The 15,331-nt window shown below is 55.9% G+C and carries 14 protein-coding genes and 1 pseudogene; 6 read left to right on the forward strand and 9 right to left on the reverse strand.

Annotation, left to right across the window (positions count from 1 at the left end):
* Nucleotides 1-167 precede the first annotated feature (167 nt).
* The 3 genes from HBO41_RS14590 (at nt 168) to HBO41_RS14600 (ending at nt 5,226) form a co-directional block, all read left to right on the forward strand.
* Entirely contained in the window at nt 168-2,084 is a 1,917-nt protein-coding gene (locus HBO41_RS14590) for a M10 family metallopeptidase C-terminal domain-containing protein (RefSeq protein ID WP_262380338.1), read from the forward strand.
* Nucleotides 2,085-2,185: 101 nt separating this feature from the next.
* A complete protein-coding gene (locus tag HBO41_RS14595; protein WP_169986729.1) occupies nt 2,186-3,571 on the forward strand; it encodes a M10 family metallopeptidase C-terminal domain-containing protein in 1,386 nt (461 codons plus the stop codon).
* A 374-nt stretch (nt 3,572-3,945) separates the two neighbouring features.
* Nucleotides 3,946-5,226, forward strand: coding sequence for a M10 family metallopeptidase C-terminal domain-containing protein (locus tag HBO41_RS14600; RefSeq protein WP_346342952.1), 1,281 nt, complete (start codon nt 3,946-3,948; stop codon nt 5,224-5,226).
* 80 nt (nt 5,227-5,306) lie between these two features.
* Here the strand turns inward: HBO41_RS14600 and HBO41_RS14605 are convergent, their stop codons facing one another.
* Genes HBO41_RS14605 through HBO41_RS14615 form a run of 3 tightly spaced genes read right to left on the reverse strand, consistent with a single transcriptional unit; the run spans nt 5,307 to nt 7,026 of the window.
* A complete protein-coding gene (locus HBO41_RS14605; protein ID WP_017136674.1) occupies nt 5,307-5,957 on the reverse strand; it encodes a DUF799 domain-containing protein in 651 nt (216 codons plus the stop codon).
* The gene (locus HBO41_RS14610) at nt 5,954-6,316 is read right to left on the reverse strand and encodes a DUF4810 domain-containing protein (RefSeq protein WP_017136673.1); all 363 of its coding nucleotides are present in this window, start codon (nt 6,314-6,316) and stop codon (nt 5,954-5,956) included. Before HBO41_RS14610 ends, HBO41_RS14605 begins: the two co-directional genes overlap by 4 nt.
* A gap of 29 nt (nt 6,317-6,345) precedes the next feature.
* On the reverse strand, nt 6,346-7,026 hold the full coding sequence (locus HBO41_RS14615) for a CsgG/HfaB family protein (protein WP_017136672.1): 681 nt from the start codon (nt 7,024-7,026) through the stop codon (nt 6,346-6,348).
* Between the two features lie 429 nt (nt 7,027-7,455).
* Between HBO41_RS14615 and HBO41_RS14620 the strand changes: the two genes are divergently transcribed.
* Together HBO41_RS14620 and HBO41_RS14625 are read left to right on the forward strand one after the other, a co-directional pair.
* Nucleotides 7,456-8,067: a hypothetical protein gene (locus HBO41_RS14620; RefSeq protein ID WP_169986733.1), complete on the forward strand. Its 612-nt coding sequence runs from the start codon at nt 7,456-7,458 to the stop codon at nt 8,065-8,067.
* 16 nt (nt 8,068-8,083) lie between these two features.
* Entirely contained in the window at nt 8,084-8,671 is a 588-nt protein-coding gene (locus tag HBO41_RS14625; protein ID WP_099549566.1) for a hypothetical protein, read from the forward strand.
* 291 nt (nt 8,672-8,962) lie between these two features.
* Here the strand turns inward: HBO41_RS14625 and HBO41_RS14630 are convergent, their stop codons facing one another.
* A complete protein-coding gene (locus HBO41_RS14630) occupies nt 8,963-11,527 on the reverse strand; it encodes an autotransporter outer membrane beta-barrel domain-containing protein (RefSeq protein WP_169986735.1) in 2,565 nt (854 codons plus the stop codon).
* Nucleotides 11,528-12,210: 683 nt separating this feature from the next.
* Between HBO41_RS14630 and HBO41_RS14635 the strand changes: the two genes are divergently transcribed.
* Nucleotides 12,211-12,465 (forward strand): hypothetical protein, encoded by a 255-nt coding sequence (locus tag HBO41_RS14635; RefSeq protein ID WP_017136667.1) that lies wholly within the window; start codon nt 12,211-12,213, stop codon nt 12,463-12,465.
* A 153-nt stretch (nt 12,466-12,618) separates the two neighbouring features.
* Here HBO41_RS14635 and HBO41_RS14640 read toward each other — a convergent pair whose 3' ends face one another.
* From HBO41_RS14640 to HBO41_RS29850, 5 genes and pseudogenes are all read right to left on the reverse strand, one after another.
* Nucleotides 12,619-13,155, reverse strand: a complete 537-nt coding sequence (locus HBO41_RS14640; RefSeq protein WP_169986737.1) for a hypothetical protein — start codon at nt 13,153-13,155, stop codon at nt 12,619-12,621.
* A gap of 483 nt (nt 13,156-13,638) precedes the next feature.
* Nucleotides 13,639-13,899: a hypothetical protein gene (locus tag HBO41_RS14645; protein ID WP_064450128.1), complete on the reverse strand. Its 261-nt coding sequence runs from the start codon at nt 13,897-13,899 to the stop codon at nt 13,639-13,641.
* A 337-nt stretch (nt 13,900-14,236) separates the two neighbouring features.
* On the reverse strand, nt 14,237-14,662 hold the full coding sequence (locus HBO41_RS14650) for a hypothetical protein (RefSeq protein ID WP_169986739.1): 426 nt from the start codon (nt 14,660-14,662) through the stop codon (nt 14,237-14,239).
* Nucleotides 14,663-14,707: 45 nt separating this feature from the next.
* Nucleotides 14,708-15,148: a hypothetical protein gene (locus HBO41_RS14655; protein ID WP_262380347.1), complete on the reverse strand. Its 441-nt coding sequence runs from the start codon at nt 15,146-15,148 to the stop codon at nt 14,708-14,710.
* Between the two features lie 37 nt (nt 15,149-15,185).
* A pseudogene (locus HBO41_RS29850) lies at nt 15,186-15,239 on the reverse strand (hypothetical protein); the annotation flags it as partial.
* Nucleotides 15,240-15,331 lie beyond the last annotated feature (92 nt).

The raw sequence follows: 15,331 nt of genomic DNA on the forward strand, positions 1-15,331 counted from the left end.
TAAACATAACAGCCGTTGCAAACCATGTCACACCGGCCTGTTGACACACACTAGAAATAAATACTCTATTGGAAATTAACTTATAGGGTGCGAAGGTATTTCCAGCACACGGACATGCACTTCCCTACACAAGGAATAGGCCAACAACAAGAACATGGATTACTCTTATGAGAATCGACTTGCGCCCGTCTGTTTTCCAGCAACCCAACTACAGCCAACATTTTCTGCGCCCGCTTATTCAGCCTTTTGCCCAACCCTATCTCAACCACCCGGTCTTCAGACCTTTCGTGCAGCCATTTCTCAAACACCCCTTCGTGCGTAAGTTCGTACAGCCCTCTATTCAGCCACCCACACGGCGGCCATTTAATCCAACCACAACAACCAACCCGACGACATTCGACACCGCCACCAAACGCTACTGGGACGGCAAAGATCCAACTCTGCGCGCCAACGACCCCTACGCGGCTAACCTCAATGTGCGCTCTTTCGATGAGCGCCAGGCAACCAACAATCTCACTCGGGGAAACCTTAAGTGGCATGACAAAAATGTCGACGGCAAGGTCTCTGTTTCCTACTCGTTCAACAGCGCCGCCTGGCAATTCGATGGTCGCCAGAGAGAAATGGCACGACGTGCCATGCAGTCATGGAGCGATGTGTCCAATCTCTCCTTTGAAGAGAATGGGCCACGCACAGAGGGCAAAATGTCATTTGGCATATCGAACGCCGTCGGCACCGCCGTAGGCTATTACCCAAGCAACCATTACCAAGGAGGCAACACCCTGTATAACCCCACCAGGGTCACGCGCCACGACTTGATTCATGAAACGGGTCACGCCCTGGGGTTGTCGCATACCGGCAACTACGATGGCGGCTATGACGAGAACCGAAGGAGTCACGTACAGGATTCCCAGGCTCATAGCGTCATGAGCTATTTCGGGGCGGCACTGAGCGGCAAAAGCCATGGCGGCGCCCAACCAGCATCAGCCATGATGGATGATATTTCCGCCATCCAGGCGCTTTATGGCGTCAATCGTCAAATCCGTCAGGACAACACCACCTACGGGTTCAATTCCAACAGCCAGCGCGATTACTACACGCTCAATTCCAACCGGGACACTGCCGTGTTCTGCATATGGGACGGCGGTGGCAACGATACCCTGGACGTTTCCGGCTACCGTTCCAACCAGACCATTAATCTCAAGGCCGGCTCGTACTCCGATGTCGGCGGGCTCAGGGGCAATGTTTCCATCGCTCGCGGTGTGGTCATGGAAAACGCCATCGGCGGCTCAGGCGATGACGCGCTGATCGGCAACGATGCCGATAACCGGCTCACCGGCGGCGCGGGTGGCGACCGGCTGCGCGGAGGCGGCGGCTCGGATACGTTTGACTACAACAGTGCCAGTGACTCCACGCCCGAAAACCCCGACACGCTTATGGATTTTGTCAGCGGCACCGACAAAATTAATGTGTCCGTGGCCATGAAAAACGCCAATGTCGGCGCCCTGGCCTTCGTCAGCGAGATGACAGGCAAGGCAGGTGAGACGGTGCTCACCTACGATGAACAAAGCGGCAAGGGCAACGTGGCGATTGACCTGACGGGCGACGGCAAAGCCAACTTGCTGATCCGCACTTATGGGCAAGTCAAAGCAGACGATATTGTCGCCTCCGCAAACACCACAGCCCATCATCAACAGCCTGAGACCCCCACTACTCGATCCACGCTCACACCCACCCGCCCCTCCCACCGTTCAATGACACACACTTACGAAAAGGTCAGTAACTCGTCCTATCAGAATGCCGACGTGATTGAGGACTTTGTCAGTGGCAAAGACAAGATCAATCTCACTGCCTTGGCCAAGAATACCGGCACATCGCTGCGGCTTGTCGATAACTATACAGGCCGCATTGGCGATACCGTTGTTAAGTTAAATTCACGCAGTGGTCGATACTTTGTGGGCGTGGACTTTACGGGTAATCGCCAGACCGACTTTCTGGTCAAAAGCACTCAACTAATAAAACCCGAGGACATTATGGGTTTGACTGCAAACTTCCAAAGCCAAGCCAGGGTATTTTCGCGCAGGTAGTCACCTCGAAGGTTTAACCCTATCAACCCCTGACACCATCGCGTGTTCCCATGAGCGTTAACGTTTACACCTCCGCTCGCCTATTAAAAGGATTCAAGTAGATGCTCTCTGTTGATAACAAGCCTTATACGGCGCTTGCATTATTTGAGCCTGCCCATCAACAACCGGGTGCTGTAAAGGACCAGCCATTGGCGTCCTACACCACCGACCGCGCCGCCAGGCACCTGCTGCGCACCAGCCGGGAAATGGGATTGAAGTGGCAAGACCATAACCGCGACGGCGTCATTGATATTGCCTACGAGTTCTTCACGCCGGATGAGCCACACCGGGTCAGTCATGTACCCAAGGGTGCTTATGAATTAAATGAACAACAAAAGAAACGGGCGCTTATATCGATGCAAGCGTGGGCGGATGTCACCCGTATAAAGTTCTCACATAAAGGCGCGAGTACCGAGGGCCGACTGACCCTGGGTCTTTACAAGGGTAACGAGGAATCCTATGCGACCCTGCCCTTTCCCAAGAGCTTCAAAAAAGGAGGCGAGGCATGGCTGGACTCAGGGCATGCACAACCCAGGACTGACCGTTACGACCAACATGTCATGGCTCACGAAATTGGGCATACCCTGGGCCTCGACCATACCGGTGACTATACCCAGCAACCCGCCACGCGCGACTACTTGGAGGACACTCAAGCCTACAGCGTGATGAGTTACAACCCCGAGATCAGAAGTGGTCAGAACTTCTCAAAAGACGCACAGTGGACCCATTACTCGGTGGCGCCCCTGATGCATGACATTGCAGCTATACAGGCCGCCTACGGCGCCAACTACCAGACCCGTCGCGGCGATACCGTTTACGGTTTCAACTCCACTACCGAGCGTGATTATTTCAGCCTGAAGTCCGCGCGGGACGCGCCGGTTTTTTGCATATGGGATGGCGGTGGCGACGATACGTTGGACTGTTCCGGTTTCAATCAGAAACAAACCATCAACTTGAACGCCGAAGCCTTCTCTGATGTGGGCGGTATGAAAGGCAACGTTTCCATTGCCAAGGGCGTGACCGTGGAAAATGCCATTGGCGGCAGCCATGACGATACGTTGATCGGCAACAACGCCAACAACCGCCTCAAGGGCGGGGGCGGCGCAGACACGTTGAGGGGCGGCGGCGGCGCGGATGTTTTTGTCTACGACAAGGCCAGCGATTCAACCGCTGCGGGTGCTGACCTGATCACCGATTTTGTCAGCGGCCGAGACAGGATCGACCTTACCGGGCTGAGCCAGAGCACCCGCACTCAGCTGCGACTGGTCCACAACTACTCCGGCCGCGCGGGCGACACGCTGGTGAGGTTCAACGCCTACAGTAATCGGTACTTTGTCGCCATTGACCTGACCGGAAACGGCCAGACGGACTTCCTGCTGAAAAGCACGCGGTTGATAAGGCCCCAGGATATCAGTGGGCTGATGACCTCACGGCCTATCTTCGGATAACCGCACTGTCGCACCAGGGTTCAAAGTCGACCCTGAACACGTGTGAAAAACGGTCATTCGCGGTGGCCGTTTTTTCTGATGCAGGGCGAAAATTCAGCCCAGGACTGGGCATTGGCTTAACCCTGTGTAGGAACACTTTACCTGCAAGAAAAACGACTTACTCGGACACACATCGGGCTTTGGAAAGTGACGCCAACACTGGCAACTTCACACTTAGCAAAAGGGAACCTGCCTGCCTCACCAAGAAGGAAAAGTACCAATACCCCGTGAGAATAACGACCTTGAGAATTAATCCTGTAACGCCGATGTACAAGCCTTATTCGAGCAGCGCTCAGTCAGCCCAAAGCCCTGCACACCGCCGCTGGGACGCCCCGGTGGCCCGTTCTCTCAGCGGCAATGGGGGCGACTATGACCCGACTCAACGCTCGGATGATCCCTACACAAGTAGAGCCGACAGGCCGTCATTTAATCAGCGTCAGGCCGTTGAGCAACTGACGGGTGGCAGGTTGAAATGGCAGGACCGAAACCAAAACAACAGGACCGAGATTTCCTACAACTTCACTTATGAACAGGGTCTTGGATTCAACGACTACGAGAAACAAGAAGCACGGCGCGCCATCCAGTCCTGGGGCGATGTGGCGAACCTGACGTTCACTGAAAACGCCGGCCCGGCAGAAGGACGGCTGGCCTTCCGTATTTCCAATAATGTGATAGTTGCCGACGGCTACTACCCCTATAGCAACGACAAAAACGGCATCGCTGGCGATACCCGCTATCAACCGGGCTTTGTGACACGCCCCACCATAACCCACGAAATCGGTCACACGCTCGGCCTGAATCACCCCGGTACTTACAACGGCCAAAAAGACGACGCCAAACGGTTTTATGCCCAAGACTCTAAAGCCCATACCGTCATGAGCTATTACCCTGCCCAAAGCAGTGGCAAACACTTCGAGGGCAGGCCGCTGGCTCCCATGATGGATGACATCAGCGCTATCCAGCACCAGTACGGCGCCAACTATCAAACCCGCCGAGAAAACAACATCTACGGTTTCAACTCCAACACCGGAAGGGACCACTACTCCCTGAAAAGCCATCAGGACGCCGCTATTTTTTGCGTATGGGATGGCGCCGGCAATGACACGCTGGACTTCTCGGGTTATGGCAATAACCAAGCGATCAATCTGAGAGATGGCTCGTTTTCCGACGTAGGTGGTTATCAGGGCAACGTCTCTATCGCCCGCAACTGCCTCATCGAAAACGCTATCGGTGGCTCAGGCCACGATGTGCTGATCGGCAACGCCGCCGATAACCGGCTCACCGGTGGGGCGGGTGCGGACCGCATGCGCGGCGGCGGCGGCGCCGACAGTTTCGTCTATAACCACGCCAGCGACTCCACGCCTGCAAACCCCGATGTCATCATGGATTTCACCAGCGGCACCGACAAGATTGACCTGCGCGGGCTGGAGCGAAGGTCCAACACGCGATTCAAGCCCGTCCAGGCGTTCAGCGGGCGTATCGGCGACGCGATCGTGGGCTTCAACCCGCAGACCCAGCGCCACTTCATCGCCATCGACTTGACCGGCAACCGCACAGCAGACTTCGTGGTGACCAGTACGCAAGTGATCAGGCCACCGGATGTGCTTGTAAACTGACGACAACGCGTGACACCCAACCCGCGAAGCCTTTGCAGACCCGAGCGGTCAGCAAAGGCTGTTCACGGTTGAACAGGCACTTAGTCGGTGCCGTATTTCGGGTTACGCGGGCCATACAAAATGCCGGTGCGCTGCCCGGCCGACAGCAGGCGGACACTGGCAATACCGGCAATCGGGTGCGCCGCATCGGTGGAGCTGTTGATCACCTGCTTGACCGCTGCCGAGACCAGCATGCCCACCAGGCCGCCGCCATTGTTGTTGCCTTCCTCGCTGGAAGCGCGTGCCGAGCCGGTCCACAACGTGGTGCCGGTGCGCAGGTCCACCAGCTTGGCCGAGGCCGTCACGGAGGTGTCGCTGGAGATCAGCATGTACTTGGTGCCGTAGTCGCTGATGGTGATGTACAGCGCCGCGTCCGCACCAAAAATGTCATGCAGCTTGCCCGGCGCCACGCCCTGGATATCGTTGGCGGTGGTCAGGCCGTTCTGGCGGAAAGTTTCGTCCACCAGGGCAATCGGCAACACGTAGTAACCGGCTTCGGCCAACGGGTAGGTGACCTGCGAAACCAGGCTGTAGGAGGCCTGCACTTCCGGCGACTCATTGATGGGTGGCAGTACCAGGATCGACTTCGGCCGAGCCTGTTTGAACGCTGTGTAATCAATGGTCTTGGGCGCCGCGCAGCCGCCGAGCAATGCCAGGGCCAGCAAGGCGCCGGTGAGTTTTAACAGGTTCATTTAGTGGCAACTCCAGCCTTGGCGTTTTTGAGCAAAAAGTCCATGTACGCAGCGGACTCAGGGAACAATGCCTTCTCGGTGCGGAACTCCTGCACCATCTGGTCATCCTTGCCCATGCTCAGGTACAGCATGCCCAGGTGCGCGTGGTAACCCGGCGGGGCCTTGCGGCCGCTGGCGTTGATCTTTTGCAGATCGCGTTCCAGGGCTTCCACCTGCGCTTCCTTGGGCTCGCCCTTGAAGTACTCGTAAACCTGCGGCTGGTAGCTTTCCCACTGATACAGGGGTTGGGGCGCCGTGTGGCACCCGGCGACCGTCGCGATTGCTGTCAGCATCAGCGCCAACTTAACTGCCTTGCTCATCCGTGTAGTGCTCCTTGGCGTTGTTGTTATTAGTTGCGCGGGTTCCAGGCGCCGGCGTTGATGCCGTCTACCAGGCGGTTGATCGCTTCGCGCATGGCCAGGTCCAGAACCTTGCCATTGAGCGTGGAGTCGTAGCTGGCAGTGCCGCCAAAACCGATGACTTCACGGTTGGAGAGCGCGTACTCACCGGCGCCCTGGGTGGAATACACCACTTCGGAGGTGCTGATGTTGACGATATTCAACGCGACTTTGGCGTAAGCCACTTGGGTTTTGCCACGGCCGAGAATGCCGAACAACTGGCGGTCGCCGGTCTCTTTGCGGCCGAACTCGGTCACGTCGCCCGTCACCACGTAGTCAGCACCTTTAAGCTTTTGCACGGTGCCTTTGATCGCGGCTTCCTGGGAGATTTCGCCCATGTTGTCGCGGTCCAGCACGCTGAAGCGGTTGGTCTGCTGCAGGTGGGTGATCAGGATGGTCTTGGCCTGGCCGCCAAGGCGGTCAACGCCATCGGAGAAGATGCCGCGCATGTAGCTGGAGCGGTTATCGAACTTGCCTACGGCAATCGGTACACGTACGCCGGAATAGGCCACGCTGGCGCTGGCAACTTGCTCCACCGGCATCGCACGGTTGCTCTCGGTGGCGCAACCGGCCACGCTCAGCAGCGCTGCGGCGGTGAGGCCCGACAGCAGGATTTTGGACAGTGTTTTCACAGAGTGCTCCTAGAGGTGAAACCAGCGCAAAGGGCTGTTATGTAAGTTATCAACGAAGTCGCGGCAATCAGATTTTGCTGAAAACGCGCGCGCGTTTGCACGCAGCCTCAACATGGAAAGTGTCGAGCCCGCCAATAGCGGTATCAGGAAGGGTGACTGCCTCGCAGCAGTGCGGTTGAAACGTGCGGCCCGCGGTGAGGCGGGTGGCAGGGAGAAAAGCAGAGAGGCGCATTGCTTGATTCATCCTTGAAAAATGCCTTGTATCCAGTGCGCGGCATTTTACGGGGTTGCCCTGTGTACTCAAGCGGTTTCGCTGCTGCGGGGGCGTTCGCCGCTCAACGGCATTCTGTTACGCTGCGCGCCCGCCTCAAGTTACACAGCCATCGGTCGAGACATTGGCTTGGCTTGTTCATTAAATAGGGATATTGCGTGTTGAAAACCCTCCTTCGGGCTGCGGCCCTGCTCGCGACGCTGTCGATGACCGGCTGCGTCTCTTACACCGTCACCGGCCCCATCGGCGCCCCGCTCCACCCGGCACCCGTCAGCAGCCCGCGCAGTGCGCAAGTCGCTGATGTGACAGTGAGCGCCGCCGACGTCAACGACGCCAATAAAACTGCGATCAGCCGTTCGCTCACGGCCCAACTCAACCAGTACGTGCGCACGGCGGGTTACTTCAAGCAGGTCACTGAGTACCCGGTGCGCCTTGGCGAAAACGATGTCGCGCTGAAATTCAACATGACCTCCCTCAAAGGCCACCGTGGCGTTCACCCCGCCTACGTGCCTGGTGCCCTGCTGACGCTGACGATCTGGATCTGGGTCAACGGCCCGATTTTCGTCGACACCTTCGACGTGGCCGGCGACCTGGTGATTGTCGACCGCGACGGCAAGGAACTGGCGAGCGCCAAGCAAGAGGTCAAGTTTGAACGCAACGTGGGCCTCTACGGCCGCGAATACTGGGCCCCGACCATGGGCGCCAAACAGTTGAACGAACTGGTCGCGCAACTGCTCGATACCGCCACTGCCAAACTGGCCAAACCGTAATTTCAGGGAGCAACACATGAAAGGGTTGATCAAACACAGCCTGGTCCTCGCCGCCGTCTTGTTGACCGGTTGCGTGTCCTACTCGCAACACGAATTGCCGGCCGTGCAAACCTGGCCGCCGACCGCCAGCACACCGGCACAGAAACCCACCGCCTACGTGCGCACCACGGCGCTGAGCCAAGTCAACGGCGGCCCCGGCAATACCACGGCCGGCGCACCGGCGGCGCTGTGGGAAAAAACCGTGGCCGATGGGTTCCGCCAGTCCAACCGCTTTGCACGGGTGAGCACCGACAAGGTCGACTCGGACATCTACGCCGACGCCACGCTGTATAACAACGAACAGTTCAGCATGGCCTCGGCGATTATTACCGGCGTCACGTTCTTCATCATCCCGTCCACGGCGAAGAACACCTTCACCCTGGAAACCGTGTTCAAGGACAAGGACGGCAAAGAACTGGGCCGGGTCAAGAAAAGCGAATCGGTGCGCACCTGGATGCACCTGGTGCTGATCGTAGGCATCCCGTTCCAGGCCAATACCGGAGAAGTGGTTGAAGCGCTGACCCGCAGTACGCTGGATGAAGCTGTGCAGCGCAAGTTGTTCTGACAAACACAACACCAAATGTGGGAGCGGGCTTGCCCGCGATAGCAGTGTGTCAGTCACTGGATTTATTCACTGACCCACCGCCATCGCGGGCAAGCCCGCTCCCACAGAGTCAAGTGATGTTGGCTTGCAACGCATACCGCACTGGCGATAGCTGAACTGAAAGCAAACCCAAGCTACCTGAAACACCCACATCCAAATGTGGGAGCGGGCTTGCTCGCGAAGGCGGTGTGCCAGCCAGTGCATGTATCGACTGGACTACCGCTTTCGCGAGCAAGCCCGCTCCCACAGGGCTTAAAACGCGTAACGCGCTTTGAGCATCACGCCATCGGCGTCAAAGCCACTGCGCGCTTGGCGGGTGTAGCTGGCGCCCACGGTGAAGTCCGACACCTGGTAGTTCACGCCCACACTCGCCTCGTAGCTGTCACGCGCCACCGACGCGCCGGTGGTGGTGAACGCCGCACCACCCGCCACAAAGTTGGAGGTTTGCGCGACGCGATCACCCATCAGGTCGTGATACGCCATCAAGGTCGCTTCCGGTTGCAGGCTGCCTGCGCCCATCGGCAAGTTGCCGGCCAAACGCACACCGGCGCCCAACTCACCCACTTCATAACGCTGCGAACGCGTGCTCAGCGCCGCCGAAGAACCCTTCTCGTCGTAGCCGTCCATGCGCACATTGGCATAACGCGCCGCTACGCGTGGCTCGATCACCACCGCCTGCGATGGCTTGAAGCTGTAGCCGCCGATCACGCTGGCTGCCAACACGTTGCTGTCGTAACTGCCCTTGGCCGTGGTGCCCGCCACATGGCGCTTGCTGTCGTTGTCGTTGTGGCCGTAGCTGAGGCTGCCATCGACAAACCAGTTTTGCAGCGCCCAGTTGCCATACAGCGACAGCGCGTGGCCCTCCACATCGGTCTTGTTGCCCAGGTCCGAATGGATGTTGGAATTGAGGTAGCTGTAAGCCACGCCCAGGGTGGTGGTGTCGTTCAAACGCCCGTCCACACCCACGGCCATGCCGCTGCTGTTGGCCGAGTAACCGTTGTTACCGCCGCGCCCATCCTGGTCCATGTTGCTGCTCAAACCCTGCACCCACACGCCGCCGGTTTGATGGCCTTCGCGCTGGTCGGTAAGGCGGTTGAAGATTGCGCCATTGATAACAGTCTGCCCCGACAACGCCACATCCAGCGCGCCACGGTTCACGTCCGGCTTGAGCTGCTCGCTCACTTGAGCAAGCTGTTGCGCAGTCCCGGCGTTGGCGAGGGACTGGAACACAGGGTCGTTCTGGTTGAGCCCGCCGAGCACATCGTTCTTGAACGTATTTACCGCCGTGGCCGCTGCGGCGCTGGCACCTGCACCGGCAAGTTCCTGCTGCACTTGCTGGTTGTCTTTAACTGCGACAACAGCCTTGACCGTTTGCGCATCCGCCGAGTAGCTCAGCACGTTGAGCAGCGATGACGAACTAGCAACCGACAGGCCGTTATTCTGCACACTGGTGGCCTGCAACAGCGTGTATTGGGTGCCGTTATTGGTGCGCGCAAAGTCGCCTGGCTGCGCACTCACCGTGAGCTTCGACGCCTGGGCGAAATTGGCCGTGCCGTTAACCGACAGATACGGCGTGGTCGGCACCACGCTATCGGCCAGGTGCATATCAATGCCCGCGCCGCTGGCCACATTGAGGTTGCCGCTGATCGTGGTACCGGGCGCGGCCAGGTTCAGCGAGCCGGAATTGATCGACACCGGCGCGATGATGCGATTGCCGACAAAATCAGCTTGGCCGGCGACATTCACCGCGCTCAGGTTGAGCAGGTCACCGGTGATTTTGCCGCCCGTCCAGTTCAACGTGGCAAGGTTGGCGGCGTCGATGGCCGTGCCGGATTTGCTGCGGATCTCGCCTGCTTGCTGGTTGATCTCGAACGGCGAAGTCTGGTCACGGGCATCGACCAGGATCGCGGTGCTGTCGGCACTGATCAGGCCACGGTTGATAACGCCGCGCGCGCCCGACTGCGGGTTCTGGGTAAAGGTCGCCCCAGTCAGATGCACAGCCACCGCATTGGCGCCGTTGGCTTCAATCGTGCCGGTGTTGAGCAAGTAATCGAAGGTGCCGGAGTTGAACTGTACGGCCCTGGCCATGCCACCGTTGACCGTCACCACACCGCTGTTTTCTATACGCAGGTCACTGGTGTCGGTTTCAACTTCAATGCCCAACGCCTCTTCACCCGTGACGCGGATGGTGCCGGAGTTGAGGATTTTGCCGCCGACGGTCACCGGCATGTTGTTATGGGTGTCCAGGATCAGGCCGTAGCCGTAGATGGAAGTGACATCAATCAGGCCGGAGTTGATCACGTCACCACCGACGGTCGTACCATTGAGGTACATGCCCTCGCCGTCACTGTCCGACCCCGGCACGTCAACGGCGACGATAGTCCCGGAGTTGATCACGCTGCCGCCAATGTTCGCGGCGCCCACCTCAAAACCTTCGGCCCAGGTCTGGTTGGTGAGCCTGATCGTACCGGCCTGGATCACATCACCGGTGATCGTGCCGCCACGGGCACGCAGATCAGAGTCCAGCGCGCCATCCACCACAAAACCACGAATGTTGAGGCCACTGCCATCAATGTTGTAGTCGGCACGGTTGATCAGCGAACCCTGAACATTAGTCTCGGCAACACTGGCCCCATCGACATTACGCTGGGTGGCCACCACATTGCGCGACCCGACCAAGGTGACAGGCTCGTTGAACACCTGACCTTTCCACTTGTTCTGGCCGCTGCTCACGTCGAATTCCACCGCAGCAACATGCGCGGCGCCTGCGCTGACCATCAGGGCCAGCAGGGTTTTCTGGAACGGCTTGCGCTTCATTTCAAACTCCATGAACTACAGTCAAAGCCGCCAATACGCCCGGCGGCTGTAGGTGTACTGAGCGAGGGATCAGATGATCCGAATGCATTCCCCCAAGGCACTTTGCTGAACCACAGGCGCGGGCAATCGCACCGCAGCCAGTGATGGCAGAAAAGGGAATGGGGAGGCGAGGTTCACATTAGTCCTTAATGTATTTTGAAAACGCTGCAGTCCATGCAGCCCGACCGGTTGCGGGTGGGCGGGGTAAAGACCCGGGCTTGAGGGAAATGGTTCCTTTTGCGGTAGGACGCTTCCCGAAACGACTGGGGATTTGCGTAATACCCGTGAGCAGACGGCGGGAAGCGTTGGCGTCGGTGGGGGTTGGGGATAGGACGCGGGGGTTTGAGTCAGGGCGTTGATGCCTTGCGTGGGTTTGGGTGCGGGGCTTATAGTCCGGCCCGTCGCCCATATGGCGATCAGGTTTGGCGACCTGACAACAGAGTGCAAAAGCAACCCGCTTCCATGCAGGTGTTTTTGCACCCGCAAAGCTGTGCATGTTATGGCGGCTGTGCGCGGGAGACCTTCGGGTCTGCCGGTTACTCTGTTCCGGTTCGCCAACCTGCGTACAGCTGCCACCCATTCGTTTGGCGACGAATGCGTGGTGGCTTAATCCACCAACAGAGTACTGAAAAATGAACCAATACATGCCCCTAACGGGCCACGACTGCACCGTCCCCGCTCTGCTTATCGACACCAGCGCGCCCCTCGACGTGCTCCACGACGCCGCCGCGTACCGGATTCGCGCCGTCACGCAACTGCTGGAAAACCTGGCCTTCCGCGAACAACTCAGCAGTGATGCTGTGGTGCTTCAAGACTTCGCTCAACTACTGGCTATACCGCTGCGCGATGGGTGTGATTTGCTGGATGTCATCATTCGCAGACTTAACAGCGTCAACTGACCGCGACAGGGCGGCTGACGAGTTGCCCTGTTAACGGTGAGGCAGTGAGTAGGTGCGGGCCACGCCTGGGCAGTAAAAGTGGCCTGTCACCTATGCAACCTTGGCGCTGCGCGAAAAGCATGAACAGCTGCCGGCCCAGCCCGCCAGTTACCTTTATTTTCTCCCGCAACTATTCGACGGAACGTGTGCGATAGCACCAGGCGTCTCCAGATCAGAGAGCAGTCGAATCACGCCACCGCACTGCCAGTCTTGCCTGTATAGGTACGCCTCATAATCTTTACCCGCCTCAGGAACAAATACACGTGGATCAGGCACACAAGACGCCTCGGCGGCAACCATCTTCATCACAACCACAGACGGCACACCCGCAGGGATCACAAACTCGGCATAAGACTCGCCATAGCTCAGGTGCTCGCTCCTCCAGGAGGCGGGCATTCCGACACTTCGCTTGGTGTGTTGCCCCAAGGTGGAATTGACCTTATCCGCAACGGTATAACCGTAGGCAAAAAGAGGTTCTTTACTCGACGCGCAGTCTTGCCCGGGGTTGATGGCGACAGGCAAGCCGTTATTCCCAAAAAGACGGATACGTGCGGTGGTGGCCTGGTCGTAGGGGATAGGCTTCTCATAGCGCGCAGAGCCGCAGCCACTCAGCAATAGAGCAGAAAAAAGGGTCAACAAAAGTATTTTCAAGACGACTCCTAGGCTCACATATCAAGCGGTTATAGGCGAAAAGGGGACAGATTTATTTAAGCAACAAAGGGCTCGGAAAATTAAATAAATCCTTCCCCTTTCTCTACTGATTGTTTCCCCGCTGTATAATATGCAACGGGATATCCGGCAGTAAAACCCTAGGACGGCGAGCCATATAAACCCCTAACTGAAAAAGAGCTTACAGCTTAGCCGCCCTTCAACAGGCCAACAGATTGGAATAATTACAAAAAATAAATCATGTTTTTAAAGAGCAACTCCGCCGAACTATAAAAAGCAAAAACCGTGGTCTGACCCCTATTGCCTTGATAGACAGTCCTATCTAGAACTGTTGTTTTATTCCAAAAAACACCAGCTTTAGGCGTTGTACTTGCAACATCACTACCCGCGGTCGTGCCCGTACCAGCAGAACCCGGCCCTTTTGCACCATTTTACAGCAGGACAATATCGGACTGACCCTATTGCCTACCTCGCTTCTAAAAGTGCTGAAACAACCCTTACACAAAACAGTTTCATTTCGAACTCATCTATAAGATGCTCGCCGCCTCCAGGCCGATAAAGCGAGAGCTTTTCCTGCAGCTCATCAAAGAGATTTTCAAACTTACCAAAACCTTCATTTTCTTCAATTTCATCCAGAAGGGTTTCCGTATCTTTTGCCCATTGAACCGAAATATTAGAACCACTCACAAATCTATCAAGATGCTCAATCAAATTATCTATCGTCATTTTTTCTTTACCGGATTAACAACCGTGATAATACGATCCCCATCCACAGCAATTTGAGCTTTAGGATATTTAGAGTTCATGAGCGTAACTGAGGTACCACGATAAAATAGGCATAAAATAGCATAAGATAGGGGTCAGACCACTATTAATACTTGATTTAAAAAATATGGCCTGCTCCCTATTCCCTCTTAAATTAAAAAGCCGTAGCTTGAAACCGATTTTTTCCTTCAAATCACCAGGCTAACAAAATAGAATAATTACAAAAAATAAATCATATTTTTAAAGAGTAACTCCGCCGAACTATAAAAGGCAAAAACCGTGGTCTGACCCCTATTCTCTAATCGTTCTCTGTCCACATTTCGATAAATTCTTGATCGTGCCTCTTATTTGTTAGCCAGATGAAGAAATCATCGAATTTCTCCTCTGACCATGGATCTACTGGATCAAGTTCCACAGCTGAATATTCGAATACAAGGCTGCTTTGACCTAAACCGACGAAACTAACTTCATTTACACCTAAATTTCTTTGAACCCGAATATTCCATGAGGGATCAGCAAATAAATACTTGCAATCATTTATAAATAAAACCGGCCCTTCAACTGAGGAATAAACCCCGATAAACCCGTCGCAAAACCCAACATAAAAAGCCTTGCTTCTTGGTTCGTTTTTACCAATATATTCCTCTGAAATGGGATTGTAATTTTTATCGCATAACAGAACCAAGCGTCTATCGTTTTTATGTCGCATATAAACGTGATTCATGATCATTTTCGCTCTATTAAATGCGGGAAAATAGGGGTCAGACCACTATTCTTTTAACTTATACTTTTTTGGGCGTCCTGACACGCCCTGCGAAACTCTTTTACCTAATGCCTGCGCGATCTCGGACGCAAACTTCTGATCGCCCAAAACGTAATTACCGTTTATAGAAGATCGAATTTGTTCTATCAGCCCAAGTGAAAGTCGATCATTGAATATAGACCGGTAAGCTTCGGCTCGTTGCGCGGTGCCGCTACCTAATTCGTTATAAACCGCATGCGGGCTTATAAAGCCTGACAGCTCGCCCTGTGCGTTTGCCCTATAGCTGGTCCAGCGATAGTCGCCCGGATGAGCAACCATACCGGCTATGACCGGGTTCATTTCGATATATCGATAGCAACCTAAAACATAGTTGTCTTGTTGAACCAAACAGGAGCGGAAACGGCCTTCCCACAACGTGCCCCTTTCGTTGATATGTTCGATTGACATATTGAACGTAGCGCTGCCCCAGTCCCTTCATAAGCAAGCCGGCCCCTGCGCAGCAACTGGGAGTCAACAACAAATGAACATGATTTGTCATCAAGCACAATGCGTGAACTTTACAGCCATACAATTCAGCAAGCACGGCTAATGTATCAATGTAAAAAATATAGTCTTCATCTGAATAAAAAC

Source organism: Pseudomonas sp. WS 5146 (assembly GCF_012985495.1).
GTDB classification, from domain to species: Bacteria; Pseudomonadota; Gammaproteobacteria; order Pseudomonadales; family Pseudomonadaceae; genus Aquipseudomonas; species Aquipseudomonas edaphica.

Coding starts and splice junctions, on each gene's coding strand:
- HBO41_RS14590 (WP_262380338.1), top strand. CDS start 168: ATGAGAATCGACTTGCGCCCGTCTGTTTTCCAGCAACCCAACTACAGC.
- HBO41_RS14595 (WP_169986729.1), top strand. CDS start 2,186: ATGCTCTCTGTTGATAACAAGCCTTATACGGCGCTTGCATTATTTGAG.
- HBO41_RS14605 (WP_017136674.1), bottom strand. CDS start 5,957: ATGAACCTGTTAAAACTCACCGGCGCCTTGCTGGCCCTGGCATTGCTC.
- HBO41_RS14610 (WP_017136673.1), bottom strand. CDS start 6,316: ATGAGCAAGGCAGTTAAGTTGGCGCTGATGCTGACAGCAATCGCGACG.
- HBO41_RS14625 (WP_099549566.1), top strand. CDS start 8,084: ATGAAAGGGTTGATCAAACACAGCCTGGTCCTCGCCGCCGTCTTGTTG.
- HBO41_RS14630 (WP_169986735.1), bottom strand. CDS start 11,527: ATGAAGCGCAAGCCGTTCCAGAAAACCCTGCTGGCCCTGATGGTCAGC.
- HBO41_RS14635 (WP_017136667.1), top strand. CDS start 12,211: ATGCCCCTAACGGGCCACGACTGCACCGTCCCCGCTCTGCTTATCGAC.
- HBO41_RS14645 (WP_064450128.1), bottom strand. CDS start 13,899: ATGACGATAGATAATTTGATTGAGCATCTTGATAGATTTGTGAGTGGT.
- HBO41_RS14650 (WP_169986739.1), bottom strand. CDS start 14,662: ATGAATCACGTTTATATGCGACATAAAAACGATAGACGCTTGGTTCTG.
- HBO41_RS14655 (WP_262380347.1), bottom strand. CDS start 15,148: ATGTCAATCGAACATATCAACGAAAGGGGCACGTTGTGGGAAGGCCGT.